This is a genomic window from Paraburkholderia phymatum (genome assembly GCF_038900715.1).
In the GTDB taxonomy this organism is placed as follows: domain Bacteria; phylum Pseudomonadota; class Gammaproteobacteria; order Burkholderiales; family Burkholderiaceae; genus Paraburkholderia; species Paraburkholderia phymatum_A.
This window is the reverse complement of record NZ_JAYMRZ010000017.1, coordinates 150,770-173,854: the sequence shown is the minus strand read 5'-3', so window position 1 is coordinate 173,854 and position 23,085 is coordinate 150,770. Positions and strand designations below refer to the sequence as shown.

Below are 23,085 nucleotides of genomic sequence, written 5' to 3'. Positions count from 1 at the left end.
GCTTCAGCGCTTCGGGCGAGGCGGCGCGGGTCGTGCTTTCTAGTGCCCGATGTCCGTGCCGCGTTCGGCTGCGACGTCGAAGGGGCTTGTATTGGGCGAAATGTGCGTGTCGCGAGTATCGCGCATGAAACGGCTCACCGTCCACGTCGCCGCGACAAACGGCGCGGTCAGAACCGGCACGCCAAGAAAAGCAGCAGCCTGTTGCAGCGTCACCGACATCGACACGCCAACGAGCGCGGCCAACGCGCCGCAATCGGCCAACGCCAGCGCCGTGAGCGCGCCGTTGAATCCAGACAGGCCCGCGTCGAGCGAGCCTGCATCCACGCCGATGAACCAGTGCGCCGTCGTCGCGAGCGCTGTGCCCGCCAGAGCGAATGCGGCGCGTCGCATCGACGACATCGCGATGCCCGCGAGAATCAGCAGACCGGCCCACGCGGTCGACGCAAACGAGGTCTGCGCGATGCCCGCAAGCAATGCGCGCGCGAACGGCATCCACGCAACGGCGTCGCTCGCGTTCACGCCGACGCCAAAGCCGGCGCCAAAGCCGACGCCAAAGCCGACGCTTAAGCCGGCGCCAACACTGACGCTTGCATGCGCGAACGTCCCATGCACGAGCGGCAGCCACGCCCACGTGACGAGCAGGCAAGGGCTCGAATAGTATCCGAGGCCGCGCGAGCGCAGCAGCCGCGCCCACGGTCCGAGGAGCCACGCGGCGGCCGTCGCGGCGAGAATCGCGATGGCCATCGCCGTGGCGTCGTCAGCGATGAACGTGAACGCGGCAAGCGCCGCCAGCGCGCCGTTGAAGCCGTGCAGCCCGTCGCGCGTCTCGCCCGGATCGTAGCCGCGCAGCACCGCGCCGACGTTCGCGGCGATCGCGCCTGTCAATGCAGCGCACGCGAGGCGTGGACTGCACACGAGCCACGCGGCGAGCACGCATGCGCCCGTCGACGCATCGCGTTGCAGGACGATCTGGCCGAAGCTGCGCAGCAGCGTGCGCAGCGCAGTGAACGGCTCTTGATGGGGCGCGGCGTGCATGGCGATATCGATAGAGCGGACATGACGAAGCCGCATGAGGCGGAACTCACGCGGCCAGCGAGATTCGAAGCAGACGAACCGCGAGCATAACGAGGCGGACGGCGAATGTCATGCGCGTGCATTGATAACGGCTATTTGCGGCGCGTGTCCTGCACGCGTATGACGTCGGCCCGGTTCGCGGCCGGCGCGGCGAGAACGGAAAACGCGGCGTTCATCGCGGCGTGTTCGCGCTACGATGTCACCGATGACGATCGTTCGAAGGAGACGGATTCATGCGTGAAGTGCGATGGACCCCGGAAGAGGGCGATGGCGTCGAGCATCTCGCGTTCGACGCGCGCGCCGACGGCTTCTATGCCGAGAGCGTGCTGATCGGCGAGCGCAACGGCCATCCGTATGGCCTTTTTTACCGCGTCAAATGCGACCTGCAGTGGCGTACCGTGCATGCGTGGCTGAAAGTAACCGGCGGCCCCGAACTCGATCTGCACGGCGACGGCGAGGGCAACTGGCATGACGGTCACGGCCTCGTGCTGGCGTCGCTGGCGGGCTGCATCGATATCGACATTGCCGCGACGCCCTATACGAACACGCTGCCCATTCGCCGCCTGCAACTGACTAAGGGCGCGCGCGAGACGATTCCCGTCGCGTTCATCTCGACGCCCGATCTGCAGATCTCGCGCGTCGAGCAGGCGTATACCTGCGTCGAGCCGGGCATCGAGTATCGCTATGAAGGCATCGATACGGGCTTCGCGGCCGAGCTGAAGGTCGACGAAGACGGACTCGTGATCGACTATCCGACGATGTTCACGCGCACGTTGCCGCTCGCGTGAAGCTGCGCTTCGCGCTCGGCGGCGAGTCCGTCGATGCGCGTGAGTGTGGGCCTTACTCTGCAGTATCGTCGTCCGCTGGCAGTGCATCGCTGCCATGTCCGAGCGCGCGCTGCATCACCGTCGAATCGAGCCAGCGTCCGTGCTTGAAGCCGACCGCCTTCAACGTGCCGACGAGTTCGAATCCCGCGTCCCGATGCAGCGACAGCGAGCCGCCGCGTCCGCCGTCCGCGATGACGGCGATCATCTGACGCCACGGTCCTTGCTCGCATCGCTCGATCAGCGCGGCGAGCAGCGCGCGCCCGACGCCGCGCCCCCGGCAGCCGTCGTTGACGTAGATCGAGTCTTCGATCGTGTAGCGATAGGCGACGCGCGGCCGGTACAGCGTTGCATACGCATAGCCGACGACCTTGCCTCCGAGCACCGCGACGATATACGGCAGGCCATGGGAGAGCACGGCGGCGCGGCGCTTTTGCAGTTCGTCGACGGACGGCGGCGTTTCTTCGAACGACGCGACGCCCGTTAGCACATGATGCGCGTAGATGGGCTGGATAAAGGAAAAGTCGGCGTCCGTCGCGTCGCGGACGACGGGCGCGGCGACGGGTGATGTCTCGCTCATTGTGTCGGATGGGTGTCGTAGCTGGAAACCTCTCACTATGCCTGTGGCGCGCGCGGAAATGAAGCGCTTCAAAAATCGCCGTCGGCGGACGGTAAGGTGAGCCGTTCCAGGATGGTGAGGAAAACCAGGAGACACAGTGTTCCCGCCATCGACGCGCACCAGGACAACGCATATCGCTCGCGACGGCATGCGCGATGCGAAGAGGTGCTCTATCACCAGACGCCGCTTCCGCTGTTTCCGGCTGAGCAGCCGTCGATTAACATGCAGGCTCGTTCGCAGTCTCACATCCACTCGTCAGCGTCGCCGATACGGGCTTTGCCATGAACCTGCTGTTGCGTCTCTTCCTTACCTTGATGCTGAGCCCGCGGCGCGGCCGTCTGCATGTGCTCGACACTTGCGTGACGCCGTTTCGCGTGTGGCCGAACGATCTCGACGTGCTGCGCCATATGACCAACGGCCGCTACTTCACGATTCTCGATCTGGCGCGCGTCGATCTGATGGTGCGCTCGGGCATGTGGCCGCAACTGAGGAAGCAAGGGTGGTATCCCGTCGTCACGCTGGAGACGATGCGCTTTCACCGATCGCTGGAGCTATGGGACCGCTACGATGTGGCGACGCGCGTGATCGGCTGGGACGAGAAGCACGCGTTCATCGAGCAGTCTTTTATCCGCGATGGCGCGCAGGTCGCGTTGGGCGTGGTGCGCGCACGGTTTCTCAAGCGCAGCGGCGGCACCGTGCCGACGAACGATCTGCTGCAACTCGCGGGCGTCACGCAGGCTTCGCCCGTCCTGCCCGAATGGATCGTGCAGTGGAGCGCGGCCGAAGGCGGCATGGCGATTCCGCCCGCTGCGCGCGAGGCGTCGGCGCAGGCGTGAACAGGCGAACGTGTGCGCGCTGCGCTGCGTCGCCCATTGTTCTCATATGCAACGAAAACGCCACGGCATCCGTCATGCCGTGGCGTTACGCGTCGATGAAGAAGCACACGCTATCGAACCTCACTTCCCGCACAACAGCAGCAAGCGCTCCTGATCCGAGCAAGGACGCTTGTTGACTTTAGGCGGCGTGGGCTGCTGCTGCGCGGAGGCCGTCGGCGTGCCGGCAGCGCGGTGCGCGATGCACGCGCGCAAGTGCCGCTCGATGGGCGGATAGTATTGCCAGCCCTTCGTGAGCGGCGGCAGTTCGAGTTTCACCTGCTTCCACTTCGGATGCCCTTTCTCCTGGAGCACGTCGAAGTTGTTGCACAGCGAATCGGCGAAGCGGTTCAGATTGCTGACGGTATCGCGCAAGCCGTAATCGTAGGTGACGAGAAACGCCTTGACGGTCAGCGTCGGCACGTCTTCTTTGAGCCAGTTCGGGTAGCTGCTCTGGCGGATCGTCGCGGGGAAATACGTTTCCTTCGCGCGCGTCGTTTCGGGCGCGTTCGCGTCGAGTCGCAGGAAGCGGATCTGCGACAGCAGATCGGGGTTCATGTCGGTGAAGAGCTTCGCCGGTTGTCCCGCGACGATCACGGCCACGTCGATCTTCTTCACGACGAGCGCGGCAATCGCGTCCTCGTTGCTGAGGCTCTGCACGTTCTGCTCGGGAATCGGCTGGTTGAACATCAGCCGATAGAGCGTCGTTGCCGATTGCGCAGTGCCGCTGCCGATCGGCCCGATGCTGATCACCTTGTCCTTGATCTCGTTGATCGACTTCATCGGCGAGTCGTTGCGCACGACAAAATAGATCTCTTCGTTATAGAGCGGCATGATGAGGCGCAGCGGACGGATCGTCGTGCCGGCGTCCGCGTTGCCGGAGTTCGCCATGTCGATATAGGCCTGGTACACATCGGATTGCACGAGCGCGAGCTTGACACCTGCCTCGAAGCGCATGCGCTGCACGTTTTCCGCAGAGCCTTTCGACGGCATCACTTCGAGGTCGATGCCCGCGGGCTGCGCGACGTATTTCGCGAGGTCGGCGCCGATCTGGATGTACGTGCCCCGCTCCTGTCCCGTGACGATCTTGTAGTGCGCGGCGACGCCGGCTGCCGCCGCTGCCCCCGTCGTCCCGGCAGCGATGGCGACGGACGCGACCAATAAGCTCACCAGCGCCGTCAATCCCGTCAGTATTGTTCTGAGCATGGTCTACCTGCCTTATGTGTTGATACGCGGTATGTTCAAACGCATGCGCGCAACGGATAGCACGCATGCTCCGTTACTTCAGGCTTGCAATACGTGTGTGCTGCGTCTTCTCGATCGCGTGACGTGCTCTGCTATTTGTTCACTTGTTCGCCGATGGCGAATGCTTCCAGCCCGAATCGATGATTGCGCGCATCTCGGCGTCGACGCCGCTGGCTGCGCTCGCCGCGTTGCTGCCTGTCGCGTTCGCTGTTGCGTTCGTCACCGTATTCGTCATCGCGTTCGTCGCCGTGGAATTTGCAGTGACGCTCGTTGCCGTCGCGGTGCTTTTCGCCGCGACGGCAGGCGGCAGGGGCGGCAGCGCCGGCGTGCCGTTGGTATTCGTATTCACATTGGCATTGGCGTCGGCGTTGTTGACGTTCGTGGCGGCAGTCGCGGGCGCGGGCGCGCTGGCGAGCGGCTTCCAGCCCGTCGAAAGAATCACGCGCTCGAGCAATGACTGCGCGTCCGCGCTGCTGACGTCGATCGCGAGCGCGTGCGCCGCATGCTCGCGCACGCAGCTCCACAGCTTGTCCTTCGCGCAGTTGCTCGCGACGTTGAGCGCGGCGTCGCGCCTCTTCTCGCGGTCGCCGATTTCACTCTGGATCTGCGCTGCGTCCGCGTTGTTCGGCTCGATCGACATCGCATCGGCAAGCGCCGACTTCGCTTCCGCGAGGCTGTTGTGCGCGAGTCCGGCGTGTGCCGCGCGCAGCGCTTCGGGGAGGTCCAGGTAGTGCTTGACGACGGGTGGCTTCGGCGGCGCAACGCGTGTCGGCGTGATGTCGGCGACGGGCACGTTCACACTCGTCGCCGTCGGCGCGCCACGCGTCGATTGCGCGGCGGATTGCATCACGGATTGCGGCGTCGCTCGCGGCACGGATGGCGGCGCGGGTGGTGTATAAGGCGAAATCGACCCGCCCGCCGTGCTCGCGCTATTGGTGGATTCGTCGCTGCTCGTGTCCTGCCGGCGGTTGTCGCCGAGCAGCAGCCAGGCCGCATAGCCGAACGCCGCGACGAAGAGCAACATCACGACGCCTCTCGTGGCCATCCACCGGCCGGCCGCCTGCCATGCAGCGTGCGGCACGGCGAGGGGCGGAATCGGCATGTCGGCTGATGCGAGCGCGGGCAGTCCCGAAGGATCGGGAGCAATGGCGGGCAAATGCGACGGCGTATCGACGGCTCTCAACTGGGTTCCGGCGCGCTTGCGCTGCGCTCTGTCGAGAGGATGATCGGCGCCGCAGTACGGGCAGAAGTCGGCATGCTGATACAGCACGCCGCCGCAACGTGTGCATGGCGTTGGGAAGCCCTGGGCAGGTGTCGTTTCGGCAGACATGCTTGAACCCCAACCAGTTGTAGGCGATGCCATTTCGGCATGCTCAGGATCGAAGTTGAAGCAAACGAGCGAGTTGGCGGAACTCGATCCACATGCGCTGGGTAGCAGCCGGCCCAGTTCTTTCATCATGGGGCCGCTGTGTGTGAGCAAATATGGTTTCTTTCTCGCGGCGCGTCAATCGACGTTGCTACCTATCGCACACATCGGTCGCGGCGGCCCTTGAATTCAAGGAGAAAAACGATCATGCATCAGGGTTTATGCATAGGCAGAATTGCAACGACGCCTGTTACCTTTTGATCATAGGAAACACATCGATCAAATAAAAGGCCGGCGCGCAATGCACACCGGCCTTTATGCACAAGCACGTCATAGAGACGTTGCACGCCTTTACCCAGGCATTGGACGCCTTTTGCGCGTCTTCTTGTTCTTGTGTTTGCTAGCGTCTGATGCGTTCTTCAATGCTTGCGCAGCGGATGGTCTCTAAGCAGCCACGCAAGCGCGAACGCAAGCACGACTACACAGGCGGCGACGAGATACACGGTATGCAGCGCGCTCGCGAATGCCTGCAGGTAATCGTCGCGCAACGCAGCGGGCAAGTTGTGAATCGCAGCGGGGCCGAGCGCGTGCGGCAGTTCGGTATCGGGCGGAATCAGCGCTTGCAGGCGAGCCGCGAGACCATTCGAGAAGATCGCGCCGAATGCCGCAACGCCGACCGAGCCGCCGATCGAACGGAACAATGTGGCACCCGACGTCGCCGTGCCGAGATGCCTGAACGGCACCGCGTTCTGCACGGCAAGAATGAGCACCTGCATCACCATGCCGAGACCGCAGCCGAGCACGCCCATATACGCATACATCACATGAACGGGCGTCGAGATCTTTAGCGTGGTGAGCAGCACCATCGCGACGCCGACGAGGAACGTGCCCATGATCGGGAACATCCGGTATTTGCCGATCTTGCTGATGATGCGTCCCGTGACGATCGACATCACGAGCACGCCGCCCATCATCGGCAGCATCTGCATGCCGGCTTCGGAAGGCGTCGAGTACTTCACGACCTGCAGATACATCGGCAGAAAAGTCACCGAGCCGAACAGCGATACGCCGACGATAAAGCCGATCGCGCTCGACAGCAGAAACGTGCGGTCGCGAAAGAGTTCGAGCGGCATGATCGGCTCGACGGCGAGACGTTCTTCATAGATGAAACCGCCGATGCAGATGAACACGAGCACGAGCGTGAACCACAGTTGCGGCGAGGTCCACGGCAGCACCGTGCCGCCCTGGCTCGTGAACAGGATCAGGCAGGTGAGGGCGCCCGCGAGAAACGCCGCGCCCATGTAGTCGATCGTGTGCTTCACGTGCGCGACGCGCGGCTTGAACACGGCGCCGATCACGAGGAGTGCGGCGATGCCGAGCGGCACGTTGATGTAGAAAATCCAGCGCCACGACAGATGGTCGACGAGAAAGCCGCCCATCATCGGACCGATCACAGTCGCAAGTCCGAACACGCCGCCGAACACGCCTTGATAGCGGCCGCGCTCGGCAGGCGGAATCACGTCGCCGATCGCGGCCATCGTGATGACGAGCAGCCCGCCGCCGCCGAGTCCCTGAAGCGCGCGCAGCAGGATCAGCTCGGTCATGTTCTGCGCGAGCCCGCACAGCGCCGAGCCGATCAGGAACAGCACGATCGCCGTCTGCAAGACGATCTTGCGGCCGAACAGATCGCCGAACTTGCCGTACAGCGGCACGACGATCGTCGACGTCAACAGATAGGCGGTGACGACCCACGACAGGCTGTCCAGCCCGCCGAGGTCGCCGACGATGGTCGGCAGCGCGGTCGACACGATCGTCTGGTCGAGCGCCGCGAGCAGCATCACCAGCAGCAGCGCCGGAAACAGCACGCGCAGCGACGGGCGCCCGGTCGTGCCGGGCGCGGCGTCGGGGGCAAGGGTGTGGGTTTCCATCTCGGTTTCCAATGCTTTCAAGTTGGCTTGAAATTAATTAACACGCAGATTAATATATGCGACATCGGATCATTCGTCAATCTCACTGTCATGGCAAGGAAATCGGTATCGGGTGTGGATCAGGCGGCGCATGCGGATCATGACGGCGCCGCAGCGCCCGTTGCGGCTGCGCGCCGTCCCGGCCGTCCGTCGGGGAGCGGACGCGGCCCCGAGCAGCGCGCCCGTCTGCTGGACGCGGCGCTTGTGCTGTTCGCGCGGCAGGGCATCGTCGATACGACGCTCGGCCAGGTCGCGCGCGGGGCGGGTTTCACGCCCGCGATGATGCACTACTACTTCAAGACCCGCGATCAGTTGCTCGACGTGCTGATCGACGAGCGTTTCCTGCCGCTGCGCACGCGGCTCGCCGGCTCGTTCGAAGCGAATCCCGACGATCCCATCGCGGCGATCACGTCGCTCGCGCAGCGGCTCGTCGAAGTGGCGGGCGACTACCCGTGGTTTCCGTCGCTGTGGATTCGCGAAGTGATCAGCGAGGGCGGCCTGCTCAAGCAGCGGATGCACGAACGTTTCGGCGATGCGAACCAGCGGCGCGGCATCGCGTATATCGAGCGGTGGCAGAAGGAAGGGCGGCTGAATCCGGATCTGGAGCCGTCGCTGGTGTTTCTCTCGGTGATCGGGCTGGCGATCCTGCCGCTCGCCACGTCGGCGATGTGGCGCCACGATCCCGTGCGCCGGAAGCTGACGGCGGACGACATCGCGCGTCATGCCGTCGCGTTGCTCGCTCATGGCGTGGTGTCGAAGCCGCGCAAATGAGTTGGGTGTGAGGAGTTGGCTGTCAGTTGCATCCGGATCGCGGATCGCTTGCAGGCGAGGCGTTTTCTTCAGATGTGAGACGCTTCGCCATCGCCTGGCGCGGTTTGCCGAGCGGCACGCAATGTGCTTGATTGTCCCGTGTGTTTCGCAGGTCGACGTCCGTCATGCTGTCTTGCGCCGGCGCGGCAGTGAGCCATCTTCCGCGCGCGCATCGACAGGCTGACGACGAAGACAACGAGGAACAGGAAGAAGATCGCAATGCATCGCGGTGCCTTGCCTTCGACCGTTTCGGCCGGCTGGCCCGCTTTTCATCCCGCGCGCTTCACAGACTTCCTCTCGTTATCTGCACGCCTCCTGATGGTCACGCGAGCGCCTTGCGCGGCCGTCAAGATGGCGCGGTGCCGCCTGGACGCAGGCTCGCTGTCGTGTCTGTACTGGCGCTTTTTGAACACGGCGGGACATGCTCGAAAACGCACTGTCGCGTGCAACTCGATGCGGACAATCGAGTCCGAAGAGGGGATGTGCGCGGCGGCGAACGCGCCGGGCACGCATTGACGACTACGCGAGGCGGGAGCGGTTGGCGGACGGACAGCGCGTCCGTCGTCCGTTGGTAAGAACGACCCGACGAGCGTAGAAACGTTGAACTCTTTTCCGCTGCCGGCGCTGGCGCGGTATACAAGTACGTAACATCATGGCCACGTCAGAGTGCATAACCAGCTTTTACAGCAATAACATCAAGATGAACGGAGTATTGAGGCTCGATCAGGCCACGATCGTGCTCGTCGAAGACGACCCGCAAAACAGGGAATCGTTGAAAATTCTGCTCGAATCAGAAGGGGCCAATGTGATCGCCGTGGCGGATGCCGAAGAGGGCGTCGAAGCCGCCATTCGGGTGCTGCCCGATGCCGTCGTCTGCGATCTGGACCTGCCCGCGATGGACGGGTTCTATCTGATCCAGCGTCTGCGGGATCACGAGATTCGCGGCGATCACGCGCCTTGCGTCGCGGTGGCCGTGACGGGCCATACGGATGAAGCCTACCGGCTGCGCAGCATCGGCGAGGGATTCCAGCACTTCATGACGAAGCCCGCGCCGCCCGAAGCACTGGTGACGCTGCTGCGCGACGCGATCGGCGCGCGCGCCGCCGGCTTGACCTGACGTTCGAGCCGCGGCGCGGCCTCGTCTGACGGGGATGGGTGCGCAGTTGCTGCTTAGCTGCTGGCGGCTTGCGCGGCCTGGCATGCCGAGCACAGCCCTTTCAGCTCGATTCCATCGCCGGCGAGCCGGTAGCCCGCGTGTTCGATCTGCGCGACGAGTGCCTCGCGCAGCGCGGGCTGATGCAGTTCCGTGACATTGCCGCACTGCTGGCAGACGACGAGAATGCCGTGCTGACATTGCGTCAGGTCGTGACAGACGGCGAACGCGTTGATCGATTCGATCTTGTGCACCAGCCCCGCGGACAGCAGGAAATCGAGCGCGCGATACACCGTCGGCGGCGCGGAGCCGGGGTGGATCTGGCGCATGTCGTCGAGCAGCGAATAGGCCTTGGTTGCGCGGCCGGACGTCAGCAGCAGTTCGAGCACCTTGCGGCGGATCGGCGTGAGCTTTTCGCCGCGCTCGCGGCAATATTCTTCGGCCAGCGCGAGCGCGGCCTCTGCGGACGCCGGCGTGCCCTGCGCATGCCCGCCGTGCTCGCGATGCGGATCGTGCGCGTGCGAATGCGCGTGGTCCGCGCGAGGTTCTTCGTGCTGCGGACGATGTGCTGGATTCGATGCGCCCGCCGTTGCGGAAGCGGCGGCTGCAGCCGTTGACTTGGCGTTTTTCATCCGCTGATTATAAGGTTGAACCGCGAGGTTGAACCCCGCGCTAGAACCCGGCCCGCCGATCGCCGCCCCGCATGCGTGGCGGTCAGCGGCGCGCACGATTGAACGGCCCGCGTCAGTCGAGCTTCGCTTCGAACCCGCGCCTGACGCCCGGACGTTCGAACAGCATCTCGTACCAGCGCTTGACGTTCGGATAGTCGGCGAGATCGACCTTGTGGCGTTCGTGCCGCCACGCCCAGCCGAGAATCGCGAAGTCCGCGACGGACAACTCGCCCGCCACATATTCCGTCTTGCCCAGCCGCTTATCCAGCACCGCATAGAGTCGTCGCGTCTCCGCCGAAAAGCGCTTGAGGCCGTAGCGCCTGTCGTCCTCGGAAGCGAGCGCCGCGAAGTGATGCACCTGTCCCGGCATCGGGCCGAAGCCGCCCATCTGCCACATCAGCCATTCGAGCACGGGCACGCGCTCGCGCAGGCTCTTTGGCAGGAACTTGCCCGTCTTCTCGCCGAGGTACAGCAGGATCGCGCCCGATTCGAACACGCTGATCGGCTGGCCATCCGGTCCGTCGGGATCGACGATCGCGGGAATCTTGTTGTTCGGGCTGATCGCGAGAAAGTCGGGATCGAACTGCTCGTCCTGCGTGATGTTGATCGGCTCGACGACATACGGCAGTTCCATTTCCTCGAGCGCGACGCTGACCTTGCGGCCATTCGGCGTGCCCCATGCATAGAGCGTGATCGTCATGAGTTCAGGTCAGATCGAAGTCGACGTATTTCTTGAAGCCCGGGCGCGTCGCGAGCCGCTGATACCAGCGTTGGAGATTCGGCGTCGACGGACGCTCGACGCCCGGCAGCCCGAACCAGCGCTTCGCGTACGCGCCGAGCACGATGTCCGCGAGCGTGAAGTGATCGCCTTCGATATGAAAGCGCCCTTGCAGGTGTACATCGAGCAGCTTCCACAGCTTCGCGACGTTGTCGATGTCGGCGGCGAGCTTCGCGTTGTCGCGCCCCGCCTCCGGCGTGCGCACGATGGTCCAGAACACGGGACGCTCGGCGGGCTGAAGCGTGGACAATGACCAGTCGAGCCAGCGGTCGATGCTCGCGCGCGCTTTCGGCTCCGTGGGATACAGCAGGCTCGACGCGCCGTACTGCATCGCCAGATAGCGCAGGATCGAGTTCGATTCCCACAGCACGTAATCGCCGTCGACGAGCGTCGGAATCTTGCCCGTCGGGTTCATCGCGAGGTAGTCGGGTTCGTCGTTGCGGCCGAATTGCAGGCCCGCGTCGATGCGCTCGTAAGGCAGGACGAGTTCGTCGCACACCCACAAGACTTTCTGGACATTGACCGAGTTGGCGCGTCCCCAGATTGTAATCATCCGGTAATCCTCTTTGACTCGTCTACAGTGGCAAGCCGCGCCTCGTGCGCGGCGTTCAACCACTAACGATACACGATGCGGGTTTTTCTTTCCGGGCGCCGCCAGTTCCGCTGCACGCGTTGCGTACAATGAGCGCACCCAACATGACGAGGCATCGCATGGCCCGCATTGTCCCCGACGACTGGAAGAGCCTCGCCGCCACGGGAGCCGCCGCGCGCGAGCGCGAAACGCTGGCGCTTCTCGAAGAAGCGCTGCCGCGCGACTACACGGTCTATCACGGCGTGCACTGGACGCGCTTGCACGAAGGCTTTTCCGTGTTCGGCGAGGCCGATTTCGTGATCGTCAGCCCGTCGGGGCGCGTGATGATCGTCGAGCAGAAGACGGGCTTTTTGCGCGAGACGCCGAAAGGGCTCGTCAAGGTCTACATGCAGACCGAGCGCAACGTGGCGATCGCGCTCGCGCGCACGATCGAAGGGCTGCACCGGCGCTTCACGGCGGCCTTCGGCGCAGGCACGTATTTCATCGAAGAGCTGCTGTATTGCCCGGATCACGTCGTGAGGGATGCGGCGATTGCCGGCGTGAACCCCGCGCGCATCGTCGACGCGAATCGCAAGGACAAGCTCATCGGCGTCATTCTCGAAGCGCTGCCCGCCGACGAGCCGCGTCTCGCATGCGCATCGAAGATCCACCACTTTCTCGCCGACGAACTCGCGCTTACGCCCGACGCAAGCGCGCTCGTCGGCCAGGCGGGCACGCTCGTCACGCGGCTCGCGGGCGGGCTGGCGACCTGGGCGCGGCGGCTCGAATTCACGCCGTTCCGGCTGCGCGTGATCGGCACGGCGGGTTCCGGCAAGACGCAGCTTGCCGTGCAGGTGATGAACGACGCAGTCGCGCGCGGCGAGCGACCGCTGTATGTGTGCTTCAACCGGCCGCTCGCGGACCATATCGCGCGCGTCGCGCCGCCCGAGGCGAAGGTCGCGAACTATCACCAGCTGTGCGACTGGGTCGTGCGGGAGAGCGGCGAGGCACCCGATTTCCAGAGCAACGACGTGTTCGACAAGCTCGAAAGCGCGTTCGCCGCGACGCCGATCGACGCGCGCTGGCAGTACGACGTGCTGATCGTCGACGAGGGCCAGGATTTCCAGCAGCCGTGGGTGCCCGCGCTCGAACGGCTGCTGAAGCCGGGCGGCGCGTGGTGGTGGCTCGAAGATCCGCTGCAGAATCTGTACATGCGCGAGAGCGTCGCGCTGCCGGGCTGGACCGTGTTGCGCGAGTCGACCAACTATCGCAGCCCGCGCGACATCCTCGACTATCTGCGCAACGTGGTCGGCGCGACGGTGCCGCTTGCGGGTGCGCTCGCGACGGGCAGTCCGTTCGACGGCTCGGACATCCTGCTGTCGACCTACGACGAAGCGCAGTCGCCGGAAAGCTGCATCGACGCGACCAAGCGCGCGATCACGCAGGCACTCGCGCTCGGCTTTCGCAAGCAGGACATCGCGGTGCTGTCGTTTCGCGGACGCGAGGGCTCGGTGCTCTGGCCGCTCGATCAGCTCGGCCCGCACCGGCTGCGCAGCTTCACGGGCAAATACGATCTGTTCGGCAACCCCGCCTATCGCGACGGCGACGTGCTGCTCGACTCGATTTACCGCTTCAAGGGACAGTCGGCGCCGTGCGTGATCCTGAGCGAAGTCGATTTCGACGAGTTCGACGAGCGCAATGCGCGCAAGCTGTTCGTCGGCGCGACGCGCGCGACGATGAAGCTGATCGTCGTCGCGTCGCAGCGCGCCGCGCGGCACTTGCATCTGGGCGAAGCGAAGGATCAGGCCGCGGCGTAGTGCGCCACGGAGCGGACGCGGCCGGGCGGCTTTGTCTTTTGAAGGCTGCGAAGGCCACGAAGGCCACGAAGGCTCCGAAGGCTCCGAAGGCTGCGAAGGCGTGGAAGGCTGCGAAGGCGTGGAAGGTTTTGAAGGCGTCAAAGGCTTCCAAGCCGCCAACGCTCAACGCCACGCCGACGCGCTGATCAGCGTGCCCTTGTGCTCGAGCGCATCCCACCAGATCACGCGCAAAAGCGGCGCCTGCTTCGCGATGAAGAGCGCCTGCACCGCATCGCTTTCGATGAAATGCGTGACGCCGCAGCGCAGCGCGGCCTGCGCCTTGTGCGCGGCGGCGCCCGCCGGCGTTTCATCGTGCATGTCCGGCGTGCGCATCACCAGCTCCAGATGACCGAAGCCGTGCCGCTCCAGCCACGCGCGAGTGCGGTCCAGATCGACATGCGGCCGGCCCGTGATCACCGCGCGCACCTTCTCCAGATCGATGTCGGGCAGGATCTCGAACGGCAGCAGCGCGTCGCGTTCGTTCAGCGCGGCGGACAGGTCTTCGTCATAGCGCGACAGCGGCACGTCGGGCAGCAGGATGCCATCCAGATCGATTGCATAGGTCGCGTACTCATGGTCTTGGGCCATTTCCTCGGCGGAACCCGCCTCGACCTTCAGCCAGTCCTCGCGATAACCGTCCGTGTAGGCCTGGCGCTCCCAAGGGAAGAGCGCGAAGAAACCCGACGCGTCGTTTGCATAGTCCGGGCGAATGCGGCTGATCTCGTCGAACGCGCCCGTCAGCGTCTTGACGATCAGACCGTGCTGCTCCAGGAACGCGATGCAATCGACCAGCGTGAAACCGCGTCCCGCGATGTCTTCGCACAACAGCACCTTCGAGCCTGGCGGCGGCAGCGGCTGCGCCGAGTCCCACGTGACATGGCGCGCGCGGCGGTCGTAGCTGAGAAACGCCACGGGCACGCCGATCGCATGCGAAGCCATTAGCGCAAGTGGCGCGCCGCCCCGTAAGATGCCGACAGCGGCCGCGAAGCGCTCTTCGAGCAGGGCGGGCTGCAGCGAATCGATCCAGTGGTCGAGTTGTTCGTAGGTCAACGGTAGAACCGGCTTTTTCATGACGGCTGGCGGTTTGTGTTGAGCCGGATGGACGCGCGTCGGCGAAACGGCTTTTTTGAGATGGAGCCGATATTATGCACGCCGTGTAAAGATTCTGTGTCGTGGCATCCGACTGCGCTGTCGTTATCGTCTGACGGCGATGTCAGGCACAATGCGAGCCGCGCCCAGGAAAAAGACGCACAAGAAGACACACAACAAGACCACACGAAAGGGACCAAAAGTGCAGAAGAACAAATACGGATGGTTGCGCGCGTTCGCGCTCGTGCCCGTGCTGGCGCTCGCGTTCGTGGCGCCGGGCGCGAGCGCCGCGCCGATGACGACGACGCTCGAACTCGACGTGAAAGGCAAGATCGCGAAGACCAGCGACTCCGACCATTCCGTGTTCCATTTTTCGGAGGCACAGATTCTCGCGCTGCCGACGCATACGATTACGACTTCGACGACGTGGACGGCAAAATCGACCTTCACGGGGCCGCTGCTCGCGGATATTCTGAAGACAGTGGGCGCGTACGGCGACGAGATCGAAATCCACACGCTCGATGACTACACGTACACCGTTCCTGTGTCCGATACGAGCCGCTATGGCGTGATCGTCGCGTACAGCATGAACGGCAAGCGTCTGCAGGTCAGCGATTTCGGCCCGCTGTTTCTCATTTACCCGCGCGACCAATTCCCCGGCGAACTGGCGGGGGCGTCGGCGGACGCAAAATTCGTATGGCAGATCAAGGCACTCATCGTCAAATAGGACGGCGCCCGCTGCGCCGCGTCGTACTCGTTGTGATCTGGATCGCCGCGCTGGCGGCGCCGACTGCGGCGATCAGCTATCTGCTCTATTCGGCTCTGCTCAATCCCCGCGCGACCCAGCAGGTCACGGGCACCTACGACGGTTTCTACTGGGACGCCGCGCAGCTCCAGATCGCCTACGCGCGGCTCGAAAGCCAGCTGCTGCTGTACCAGACGGGCGTCGACAGCGACTATCGGCGGCTCACGCTGCATTTCCAGGTGCTGCAGTCGAAGCTGCGCGTGATGGCGGGCTCGACGCAGCGCCTCGCCGCGCAGGCGGAGGCCGTCCAGCGTCAGCAGGGGGAGATCGCGCGGCTGTCCGAGATGCTCGTCGCGATGCAGCCCATGCTCGACGCGCTGCCCACTTCGCCGACGCTCGCCTCGCAGATGGTCGAGCAACTGCGCCAGCATTGGAAAGAAGTGAATGACCTCGCGCTGAGCCGCCGCTACGTCGACGTGCAGGATCGCGAGGCGATGAACTCCGACTTCATCGCGAAGCGCCGGATGCTGTTCGCGGGCGGGCTCGTGCTGCTGTTGCTGTCGGCGGCGGCGACGGTGCTGCTCGTGATGAACGGACGCCGCCGCACGAACCTGATCGTGCAGCAGCGCGCCGCGCTCGACGCGGAGCATCAGGCGAGCCGAGCCGCGCGCGAAGCGAGCCTCGCGAAGGACGCGTTTCTCGGCATGATCAGCCACGAGTTGCGCACGCCGCTGCACGCGATCGTGTCGTCGATCGAGCTGCTCGGCTTCAACTTTCACACCGAGGCCGACCGCAAGGTGATCCAGCGGCTCGAGACGGCCGCGCGCCATCTCGAAGCGCAGATGAAGGACCTGACCGACTACGCGCGTCTGGGCGCCGGCAAGCTCGAGTTGCGCCATGAGCATTTCGATCCGCGCGAACTGCTGGCGTCCGTCGTCGACGAGCACGAGCCGGCCGCGCGCGCAAAGGGGCTGGCGTTCGACGGGAGCGCGAGCGGGCGCACGGGTCTCGTCGATTCCGACCCGCATCGCATCCGGCAAATCGTCAATAACCTCGTGACCAACGCGATCCGCTACACGGAACGCGGCAACGTCACGCTGCATTTCGAGCAGCACGCGGGCGCGCTCGTCATCGTCGTCACCGATACGGGACCCGGCGTGCCCGACACGCAGATTCCGCTGATTTTCAAGGAGTTCACGCAGCTCGACGCGTCGCGCACGCGGCGCTTCGAAGGTGCGGGCATGGGGCTCGCGATCGTGCAGGGGCTCGTCGCGCTGTTCAACGGGGCGATCGGCGTCGAAAGCGAAGTGGACAAGGGCACGCGCTTCACGGTGACGATTCCCGTCGCGTCGGTCGCCGCGCCTGCCGCACCGGCGGCCGCGCCGCACGAGGCGCACGCGAACGGCCGCCCGCAGGTGCTGATCGTCGACGACAACCAGCTGATTCGCGAATCGCTGTGCGAAATGCTCGAGCACATGGGATGCGACGCGGCCGCCGTCGCCAACGCCGACGACGCGCACGCGTGGCTGGCGACAAGGCGCTGCGATCTCGTGCTGCTCGATCTGCACATGCCGGACAAGGACGGCTATGCGTTCATGGCCGAGTATGCGGCGGCGGCGGGCGCGGCGGCGCGCACGCCCGTGATCGCCGTGAGCGCGTATGCGCCGGACGGACCGACGCGCCAGGACGACGCGCCGTTTTTCGACAGCCTGAGCAAGCCCGTTCACTACGAAGTGCTGCGCGACGCCGTGCAGCGCGCGCTGGCAGCGCGGCACGGGGCGTCGGTGGAAGGGTGAAGCGGGCTTCTCGATAGGGCTGGATCGCCTCGCCCGGTCCCGCAGCCCTTGCGCTTAAGCCCGGCTCAAGCGCTTCGACAGATCGGCGACGAGTATCGCCATCCGCGCGGGCTTCTCGTAGCAGGCCACATCGTAGTTGCGCACGATGTCGCTGATCTCCGATTCGCTCGCCTTGCCCGTCAGCAGTTCGCCCGTCAGCACGAAGATGGGCGCGTCCGGGTTTTCCGATGCGCGCACCGCGCGGATCGCCTCCGCCGACGTCTGCGGCCCGAACAGCCAGTCGATCACGACGCCGTCGAACACCTGCATCTGCAACGTTTCGGCGAACGCGGTGAGGCCGTAGATCGCGACGGCCGCAAAGCCGCTGCGCTCCAGGTAGTCGCGCAGGTTGTCGGCGGACGCCTGGTCGTCGTCGACGACGGCGATCAGCGGCTTGTCCGTTTCGGCGCGGCGCGGATAGATCTCGATCTTGTGGACTTCGTGTGCGTTCTGATAGAGCGCGCCGTCGTAGCGCACGACGCGCCATTGGTCGAGCTTCGACCACGCGATGAATTCCGGCCGGCTGCCCGCTTCGATCGGCGCGCCGACCCATGCGGTGCACGCGAGCTCGATCGAGCCGATGGCGAACACCGCTTCCTGCGCGGTGGCGCCGACCATGCCGGGGTCGAGCGTCTGCGCGCCGAACAGCTGCGCGGCCGGCTCGCCGAACACTTCGGCGACCTTCTTGATCTGCGAGAGCGTCCAGGGGCTGTTGCCGCGCAGCTTGCGGTGGCCCTGCGAAAAACTCAAATCGAGGATGCGGCAAAGCTCGCTGGTCTGCTGACGCTTGCCGATGCCGTGACGGCTCATCAACTCGCGCACGCGTTCGGCGACGGCGAGCGAGTCGGTTGAGGTGGCTTCGTTGGACATGCGCGAAGTTTCTGTCTGTCAGTATGAATCGTTGTTTATGACGAAGCGTCGTTTCGACGGCGCGTAGCGCGGGTCCCCCAGGCGTGCCGGATGGGCGCGCCCCCTGCGCTGGACAGCCAATGTACCGCAAAACGCGCAGCGCGCCTGGAATCGCGCCGCGCCCGCATGGCCGCGTGCCGCTCCTGGCCGTGAAAACGGCCCATTTTGTTGAGTTCGATTGCCCGCGCGGATCAGCACAGCTTCGCTCGTTGCCTGGCTCTTCTATTTTAGCGGCGAAAACGTATGCGTAACGCATTGTCTCGGGTGTCGACGGTCTTTTGCCGATCGTCCTTTACCGATGCCGATAGCGCGTGTGGCCGGCGCGCAAGAGATGGTGCGAGGTGGGTCGCTTTCTGAGCGGCATTGCGGCATCCGCGCGGGCCTGAGAAGATGCAGACCCTCGACACCGCCACGTTGCGCACTCCGCTTTCCGATGACGACGACCTATCCGCTGCACGCGAACCTGAGTCCGGCCGACGCGCCGTTTCCCGATCGAGCCGATGTCGTCATCGCGGGCGCGGGCATCATGGGTTGCGCGGCGGCGTACTACCTCGGGCGGCGCGGCGTGAAGGCCGTCGTGCTCGACAAGTCGCGCATCGCGGGCCAGCAGTCGACGCGCGCGTGGGGCTTCGTGCGCCAGCAAGGTCGCGAGGCCGCCGAAGTGCCGCTGATGATGGCGGGCATGCGCATCTGGGAACAGCTCGAACGCGAGCTGAACTTCGATCTCGAATGGAGGCAGGGCGGCTGTCTCTACGTCGCGGACAACGAAGAGGACTGGGCGTCGTTCCAGCAATGGATGGACGTCGCGAGGCAGTACGGGCTCGACACGCGCGTGCTCGAGCGCGCGCAGATCGACCAGCATGTGCGCGGCATGCACGGCCCGGCATTGGGCGGGCTGTACACGGCGAGCGACGGCCAGGCCGAGCCGCGCCGCGCGGCGGCTGCGTTTGCCGCGCGCGCGGTCGAAGCGGGCGCGCGCTTCTTCGAGGGTTGCGGCGTGATCGGCATCGAACGGGCGGCGGGCTCGGTGACGGGCGTCGTCACCGAGCGTGGCACGATCCGCACGCGGCACGTGATCTGCGCGGCGGGCGCGAGCAGCTGGCGGCTGCTGGATACGCTCGGCATCGCGTTGCCGCAACAGGCCGTGCGCGGCACGTGCATGCGCACGAACCCGTTGCCGGCCGTCACGGCGTCGACGTTCTGGGGGCACGGCCTCGGTATTCGCCAGCGCGCGAATGGCGCGATCAATCTCGCCGACGACATGCAGGTCGACGTCGACATGACGTTCGGCCATTTCCGCGCGCTGAAGTGGTTCCTGCCGGAGCTATGGACGCAGCGCGAGAAGTTCAGCTTCCATCTGAATGGCGCATTCGCGCGCGATGTGCTCGACCGTCTGCCAGGCGTCGTGCCCGCCGGCGAGCGTGTGCTGCATCCGCGCGACCCGAATCCGCAGCCGAACCGCGCGCACGCGCCGCGCGCGTTGCAGAAGCTGCGCACGCTTTTTCCTGCGTTGAAGGATGCGAGGGTGGTCGAGTCGTGGGCGGGGCTGATCGACGTGCTGCCCGATGGCATCCCCGTGCTCGACGCGCCGTCGCAGACGCCGGGTCTGCTGATCGCCACCGGCTTCTGCGGACATGGCTTCGCGATGGGTCCGATCGTCGGCCGGCTGATGGCAGAGTGGATCGACGATGGCAGGCCTTCGCTGGATTTGTCGGCGTTCCGGTTGCAGCGGTTTTTTGATGGGACGATGCAGAGGCCGAGGAGCATGTTGTGAGCGCCTGTTTTTTGATGTCTGCGACGCTGTTTGGTTTTGGTGTTTTCAGCTTGCCGCTGGCATCCGCGGTGCGCCTCGCGGCGCGGGCGTTGCCCCTGTGCGGGGCGGCACCTACTTTTCTTTGCAGCGGCAAAGAAAAGTAGGCAAAAGAAAGCCGCTCACACCGCTAATTCTCTGTATTACCCACGGGCGCTCAACGTTCCCATCTTTCGAGCGGCAGCATGCTACCTCATGCACGTTGCCAGCGCGTTGATCAAACGCCTCACCCACTTCACGCACCCGTGTTACGGCCCGCGACCTCAAATATCCCCCAGCCCCTTTGCGGCAAACTGTGTGTAGACATTCGCACCGCGCAGGAAACCCTCGCCAGGCGATGCGACGCCAAGTGTGAGCGGTGCCCTGTACGACGTTGCAACCTTGTTCACTACCGACATGCGGCGCTGAAACGTTCGATGTCTTTAGCCGTGCCACGCGCGTATGAGGCGGGTGAGGCGTCTAGGTGGAACGTTGGCAACAAACATCAGCGAGCACACTGCCGTATGAAACACGGGGACGTCGAGAGCCCGTGGGTAGAGGTCAAGCGCGGGCGGTGTTAGCCCGCTTTCTTTTGCCTACTTTTCTTTGCCGCTGCAAAGAAAAGTAGGTGCCGCCCCGCACAGGGGCAACGCTAGCGCCGCGAGGCGCATCGCGGATGCCCGCGATAAGGGCAAAGCAAAACAGCGTCGCAGACAAAAACCTATTTCGGCGCGATATCCCGCCTCACCCTCATGATGTGCTGCTCGACATAGAAAGCAGCCGCATCCGCATCCCCATCGACGATCGCCTCATAAATCAGCCGATGCTCCGACACATACAGCCGGATGCGCCCCGGATCGTGGATACCGTCGTCCTTCAACCGCTTCCATAGCGGCTGATCCATCGCCTGCGCGACCTCATCGGCGATTTTGACGAGCAGCGCGTCGCCCGTCATCACGGCCAGTTGCCGATGAAACAGACGATCGCTGTCATTCCAGAGCGCACGCTGCACGGCGTCCGACACGTCGTCGATCGAGTCCATCTGAGTGAGGTAATGCTCCGCGAGCTCGTCGCGCCGCGCATGCGCGGCCGCCCGGCGCGCGATCGCCGGTTCGAGGATCAGGCGCACGTCGAGCGCGGACGTGGGGCTGATATCGGCGTCGCCCGGCGCGCGATCGTCCGCGCGTGCCGCCGACAGGCGCTGCAACGCGTCCGCGCACACGTAGGTGCCGGAGTTGCGCCGAGTCAACACGAGCCCTTCGTTCTGCAGCGCGCCCAGCGCCTCGCGCACGGCGGGCCGGCCCACGCCGAAGCGCGAGGCGAGATCGCGTTCGGATGGCAGCCGAGCTTCAGGCGCGAACTGTCCGCTGCGAATGTCGGCGCGCATGCGCTCCGCGACCTGCTCGTAAATCTGCTTCGGGCGAAACGCGCGTTCCAGTGCAAATGAAGTCGTGGCCATAGGTGCGTAGCGAGGAATGGACGGCAAGATGATGTAAGCCGGATTTCAACCAGTTTAGCGCGACAATTGTGAAATTGGTTGATGGTCAACCAAGGCTGGTCTACATTATGATCCAATATAGCCAATCATGGAGCGAGACGACATGTTCGATATGCAGCCGGCCGGGCCCGTAACGCGAGGCGCGAACGCATCATGAAACTGAACCGCGTGATCAGCACGGTCGAAGTGCATACGGGCGGCGAGCCGTTTCGCATCGTCACGAGCGGGCTGCCGAAGATGCCCGGCAAGACCATCGTCGAGCGGCGCGCATGGCTGAAGGAACATGCCGATCATCTGCGCCGCGCGCTGATGCTGGAGCCGCGCGGCCACGCCGACATGTACGGCGGCTACCTGACGGAGCCCGTCACCGAGGGCGCTGACTTCGGCATCATCTTCGTCCACAACGAGGGCTATAGCGACCATTGCGGCCACGGCGTGATCGCGCTCGCGACGACGGCCGTCGCGCTCGGCTGGGTCGAGCGCACCGAGCCGGAAACGCGCGTAGGCATCGATGCGCCGTGCGGCTTCATCGAGGCGTTCGTCAAATGGGACGGCGATCACGCGGGCAGCGTGCGCTTCGTCAACGTGCCGTCGTTCATCTGGCAGCGCGACGTGAGCGTTCAGACGCCGAGCTTCGGCGCTGTGCGCGGCGATATCGCGTTCGGCGGCGCGTTTTATTTCTACACGTCGGGCGAGCCGTTCGGGCTCGACGTGCGCGAAGAGCAGGTGGACCGCCTGATCCAGTTCGGCGCCGAAGTGAAGCGCGCGGCCAACGATGCGTTCAAGGTCCAGCACCCGCACATTCCCGAGATCAACCACATCTACGGCACGATCGTCGATAACGCGCCGCGTCACGCGGGCTCGACGCAGGCCAACTGCTGCGTGTTCGCCGACCGAGAAGTCGATCGCTCGCCGACGGGCTCGGGCACGGCGGGACGCGTCGCGCAACTGTATCTGCGCGGCCAGTTGGGCAAGGACGAGACGCTCGTCAACGAGTCGATCATCGGCACGGTGTTTCGCGGACGCGTGCTGTCGGAGACGAAGCTCGACCGCTTCGACGCCGTGATTCCCGAGATCGAAGGCGACGCACATATTTGTGGCTTCGCGAACTGGATCGTCGATGAGCGCGATCCGCTCAATTACGGATTTCTGGTCCGCTGAAGGCGAGGCTGAACGAAGGACTGAACGCGCGACTGAGTGCGCGCTTAAGTGCGCGACTGAGCGCAGGACGGAGCGCGCGACTGAATGCAGGACTGGGCGCGCGACTGAACGCAGGACTGAACGCAGGACTGAACGCAGGACTGAACGCAGGACTGAACGCAGGACTGAACGCAGGACTGAACGCAGGACTCAGTGCAGGACTCAGTGCAGGACTGAATGCAGAACCGAGCGTCGGTTGAACACAGGACTGAAC

Annotated in this window: 20 protein-coding genes; 9 read left to right on the top strand and 11 right to left on the bottom strand. The window is 64.7% G+C overall.

Annotation, left to right across the window (positions count from 1 at the left end; genetic code table 11):
- Positions 1–39: 39 nt before the first annotated feature.
- A complete protein-coding gene (locus VSR68_RS28010; protein ID WP_342942960.1) occupies positions 40–1,035 on the bottom strand; it encodes an urea transporter in 996 nt (331 codons plus the stop codon).
- Between the two features lie 272 nt (positions 1,036–1,307).
- Here VSR68_RS28010 and VSR68_RS28005 point away from each other — a divergent pair, with 272 nt between their 5' ends.
- Positions 1,308–1,862, top strand: a complete 555-nt coding sequence (locus VSR68_RS28005; RefSeq protein WP_342942959.1) for a putative glycolipid-binding domain-containing protein — start codon at positions 1,308–1,310, stop codon at positions 1,860–1,862.
- Between the two features lie 52 nt (positions 1,863–1,914).
- On the opposite strand, the gene VSR68_RS28000 is transcribed toward VSR68_RS28005, so the two are convergent.
- A complete protein-coding gene (locus tag VSR68_RS28000) occupies positions 1,915–2,478 on the bottom strand; it encodes an N-acetyltransferase family protein (RefSeq protein ID WP_342942958.1) in 564 nt (187 codons plus the stop codon).
- A 320-nt stretch (positions 2,479–2,798) separates the two neighbouring features.
- Here VSR68_RS28000 and VSR68_RS27995 point away from each other — a divergent pair, with 320 nt between their 5' ends.
- Complete coding sequence (locus tag VSR68_RS27995) at positions 2,799–3,353, top strand: thioesterase family protein (protein ID WP_342942957.1); 555 nt, start codon at positions 2,799–2,801, stop codon at positions 3,351–3,353.
- 120 nt (positions 3,354–3,473) lie between these two features.
- On the opposite strand, the gene VSR68_RS27990 is transcribed toward VSR68_RS27995, so the two are convergent.
- The 3 genes from VSR68_RS27990 to VSR68_RS27980 all read right to left on the bottom strand — a co-directional run bounded on the left by VSR68_RS27990 (position 3,474) and on the right by VSR68_RS27980 (position 7,928).
- The gene (locus VSR68_RS27990; RefSeq protein ID WP_342942956.1) at positions 3,474–4,595 is read right to left on the bottom strand and encodes a TAXI family TRAP transporter solute-binding subunit; all 1,122 of its coding nucleotides are present in this window, start codon (positions 4,593–4,595) and stop codon (positions 3,474–3,476) included.
- Between the two features lie 139 nt (positions 4,596–4,734).
- Positions 4,735–5,964 (bottom strand): zinc ribbon domain-containing protein, encoded by a 1,230-nt coding sequence (locus tag VSR68_RS27985; RefSeq protein WP_342942955.1) that lies wholly within the window; start codon positions 5,962–5,964, stop codon positions 4,735–4,737.
- Positions 5,965–6,419: 455 nt separating this feature from the next.
- Positions 6,420–7,928 carry an MDR family MFS transporter gene (locus tag VSR68_RS27980; protein ID WP_342942954.1) on the bottom strand — a complete coding sequence of 503 codons (1,509 nt, stop codon included), beginning with the start codon at positions 7,926–7,928 and terminating at the stop codon, positions 6,420–6,422.
- A 90-nt stretch (positions 7,929–8,018) separates the two neighbouring features.
- Between VSR68_RS27980 and VSR68_RS27975 the strand changes: the two genes are divergently transcribed.
- Together VSR68_RS27975 and VSR68_RS27970 are read left to right on the top strand one after the other, a co-directional pair.
- Complete coding sequence (locus tag VSR68_RS27975) at positions 8,019–8,738, top strand: TetR/AcrR family transcriptional regulator (RefSeq protein ID WP_342942953.1); 720 nt, start codon at positions 8,019–8,021, stop codon at positions 8,736–8,738.
- A gap of 691 nt (positions 8,739–9,429) precedes the next feature.
- On the top strand, positions 9,430–9,894 hold the full coding sequence (locus VSR68_RS27970; protein ID WP_342942952.1) for a response regulator: 465 nt from the start codon (positions 9,430–9,432) through the stop codon (positions 9,892–9,894).
- Positions 9,895–9,947: 53 nt separating this feature from the next.
- Here the strand turns inward: VSR68_RS27970 and VSR68_RS27965 are convergent, their stop codons facing one another.
- The 3 genes from VSR68_RS27965 to VSR68_RS27955 form a co-directional block, all read right to left on the bottom strand.
- A complete protein-coding gene (locus VSR68_RS27965; protein ID WP_342942951.1) occupies positions 9,948–10,562 on the bottom strand; it encodes a Fur family transcriptional regulator in 615 nt (204 codons plus the stop codon).
- Between the two features lie 112 nt (positions 10,563–10,674).
- The gene (locus tag VSR68_RS27960) at positions 10,675–11,301 is read right to left on the bottom strand and encodes a glutathione S-transferase N-terminal domain-containing protein (protein ID WP_342942950.1); all 627 of its coding nucleotides are present in this window, start codon (positions 11,299–11,301) and stop codon (positions 10,675–10,677) included.
- A gap of 4 nt (positions 11,302–11,305) precedes the next feature.
- Positions 11,306–11,932 (bottom strand): glutathione S-transferase family protein, encoded by a 627-nt coding sequence (locus tag VSR68_RS27955; RefSeq protein ID WP_342942949.1) that lies wholly within the window; start codon positions 11,930–11,932, stop codon positions 11,306–11,308.
- Between the two features lie 158 nt (positions 11,933–12,090).
- Between VSR68_RS27955 and VSR68_RS27950 the strand changes: the two genes are divergently transcribed.
- On the top strand, positions 12,091–13,767 hold the full coding sequence (locus VSR68_RS27950) for an ATP-binding domain-containing protein (protein ID WP_342942948.1): 1,677 nt from the start codon (positions 12,091–12,093) through the stop codon (positions 13,765–13,767).
- Between the two features lie 162 nt (positions 13,768–13,929).
- On the opposite strand, the gene VSR68_RS27945 is transcribed toward VSR68_RS27950, so the two are convergent.
- Positions 13,930–14,877, bottom strand: a complete 948-nt coding sequence (locus VSR68_RS27945; protein WP_342942947.1) for a phosphoribosyltransferase — start codon at positions 14,875–14,877, stop codon at positions 13,930–13,932.
- 313 nt (positions 14,878–15,190) lie between these two features.
- Between VSR68_RS27945 and VSR68_RS27940 the strand changes: the two genes are divergently transcribed.
- Together VSR68_RS27940 and VSR68_RS27935 are read left to right on the top strand one after the other, a co-directional pair.
- Positions 15,191–15,622 (top strand): molybdopterin-dependent oxidoreductase, encoded by a 432-nt coding sequence (locus VSR68_RS27940; protein ID WP_342943008.1) that lies wholly within the window; start codon positions 15,191–15,193, stop codon positions 15,620–15,622.
- Positions 15,592–17,436, top strand: coding sequence for an ATP-binding response regulator (locus VSR68_RS27935; protein ID WP_342942946.1), 1,845 nt, complete (start codon positions 15,592–15,594; stop codon positions 17,434–17,436). Before VSR68_RS27940 ends, VSR68_RS27935 begins: the two co-directional genes overlap by 31 nt.
- Positions 17,437–17,490: 54 nt before the next feature.
- Here the strand turns inward: VSR68_RS27935 and VSR68_RS27930 are convergent, their stop codons facing one another.
- The gene (locus tag VSR68_RS27930; RefSeq protein ID WP_342942945.1) at positions 17,491–18,345 is read right to left on the bottom strand and encodes a helix-turn-helix domain-containing protein; all 855 of its coding nucleotides are present in this window, start codon (positions 18,343–18,345) and stop codon (positions 17,491–17,493) included.
- Positions 18,346–18,817: 472 nt separating this feature from the next.
- Here VSR68_RS27930 and VSR68_RS27925 point away from each other — a divergent pair, with 472 nt between their 5' ends.
- Positions 18,818–20,158, top strand: coding sequence for an FAD-binding oxidoreductase (locus VSR68_RS27925; protein WP_342942944.1), 1,341 nt, complete (start codon positions 18,818–18,820; stop codon positions 20,156–20,158).
- Positions 20,159–20,894: 736 nt separating this feature from the next.
- Here the strand turns inward: VSR68_RS27925 and VSR68_RS27920 are convergent.
- On the bottom strand, positions 20,895–21,632 hold the full coding sequence (locus tag VSR68_RS27920; protein ID WP_342942943.1) for a FadR/GntR family transcriptional regulator: 738 nt from the start codon (positions 21,630–21,632) through the stop codon (positions 20,895–20,897).
- A gap of 192 nt (positions 21,633–21,824) precedes the next feature.
- Here VSR68_RS27920 and lhpH point away from each other — a divergent pair, with 192 nt between their 5' ends.
- A complete protein-coding gene (gene lhpH, locus VSR68_RS27915; RefSeq protein ID WP_342942942.1) occupies positions 21,825–22,832 on the top strand; it encodes a trans-3-hydroxy-L-proline dehydratase in 1,008 nt (335 codons plus the stop codon).
- Positions 22,833–23,085: the final 253 nt, after the last annotated feature.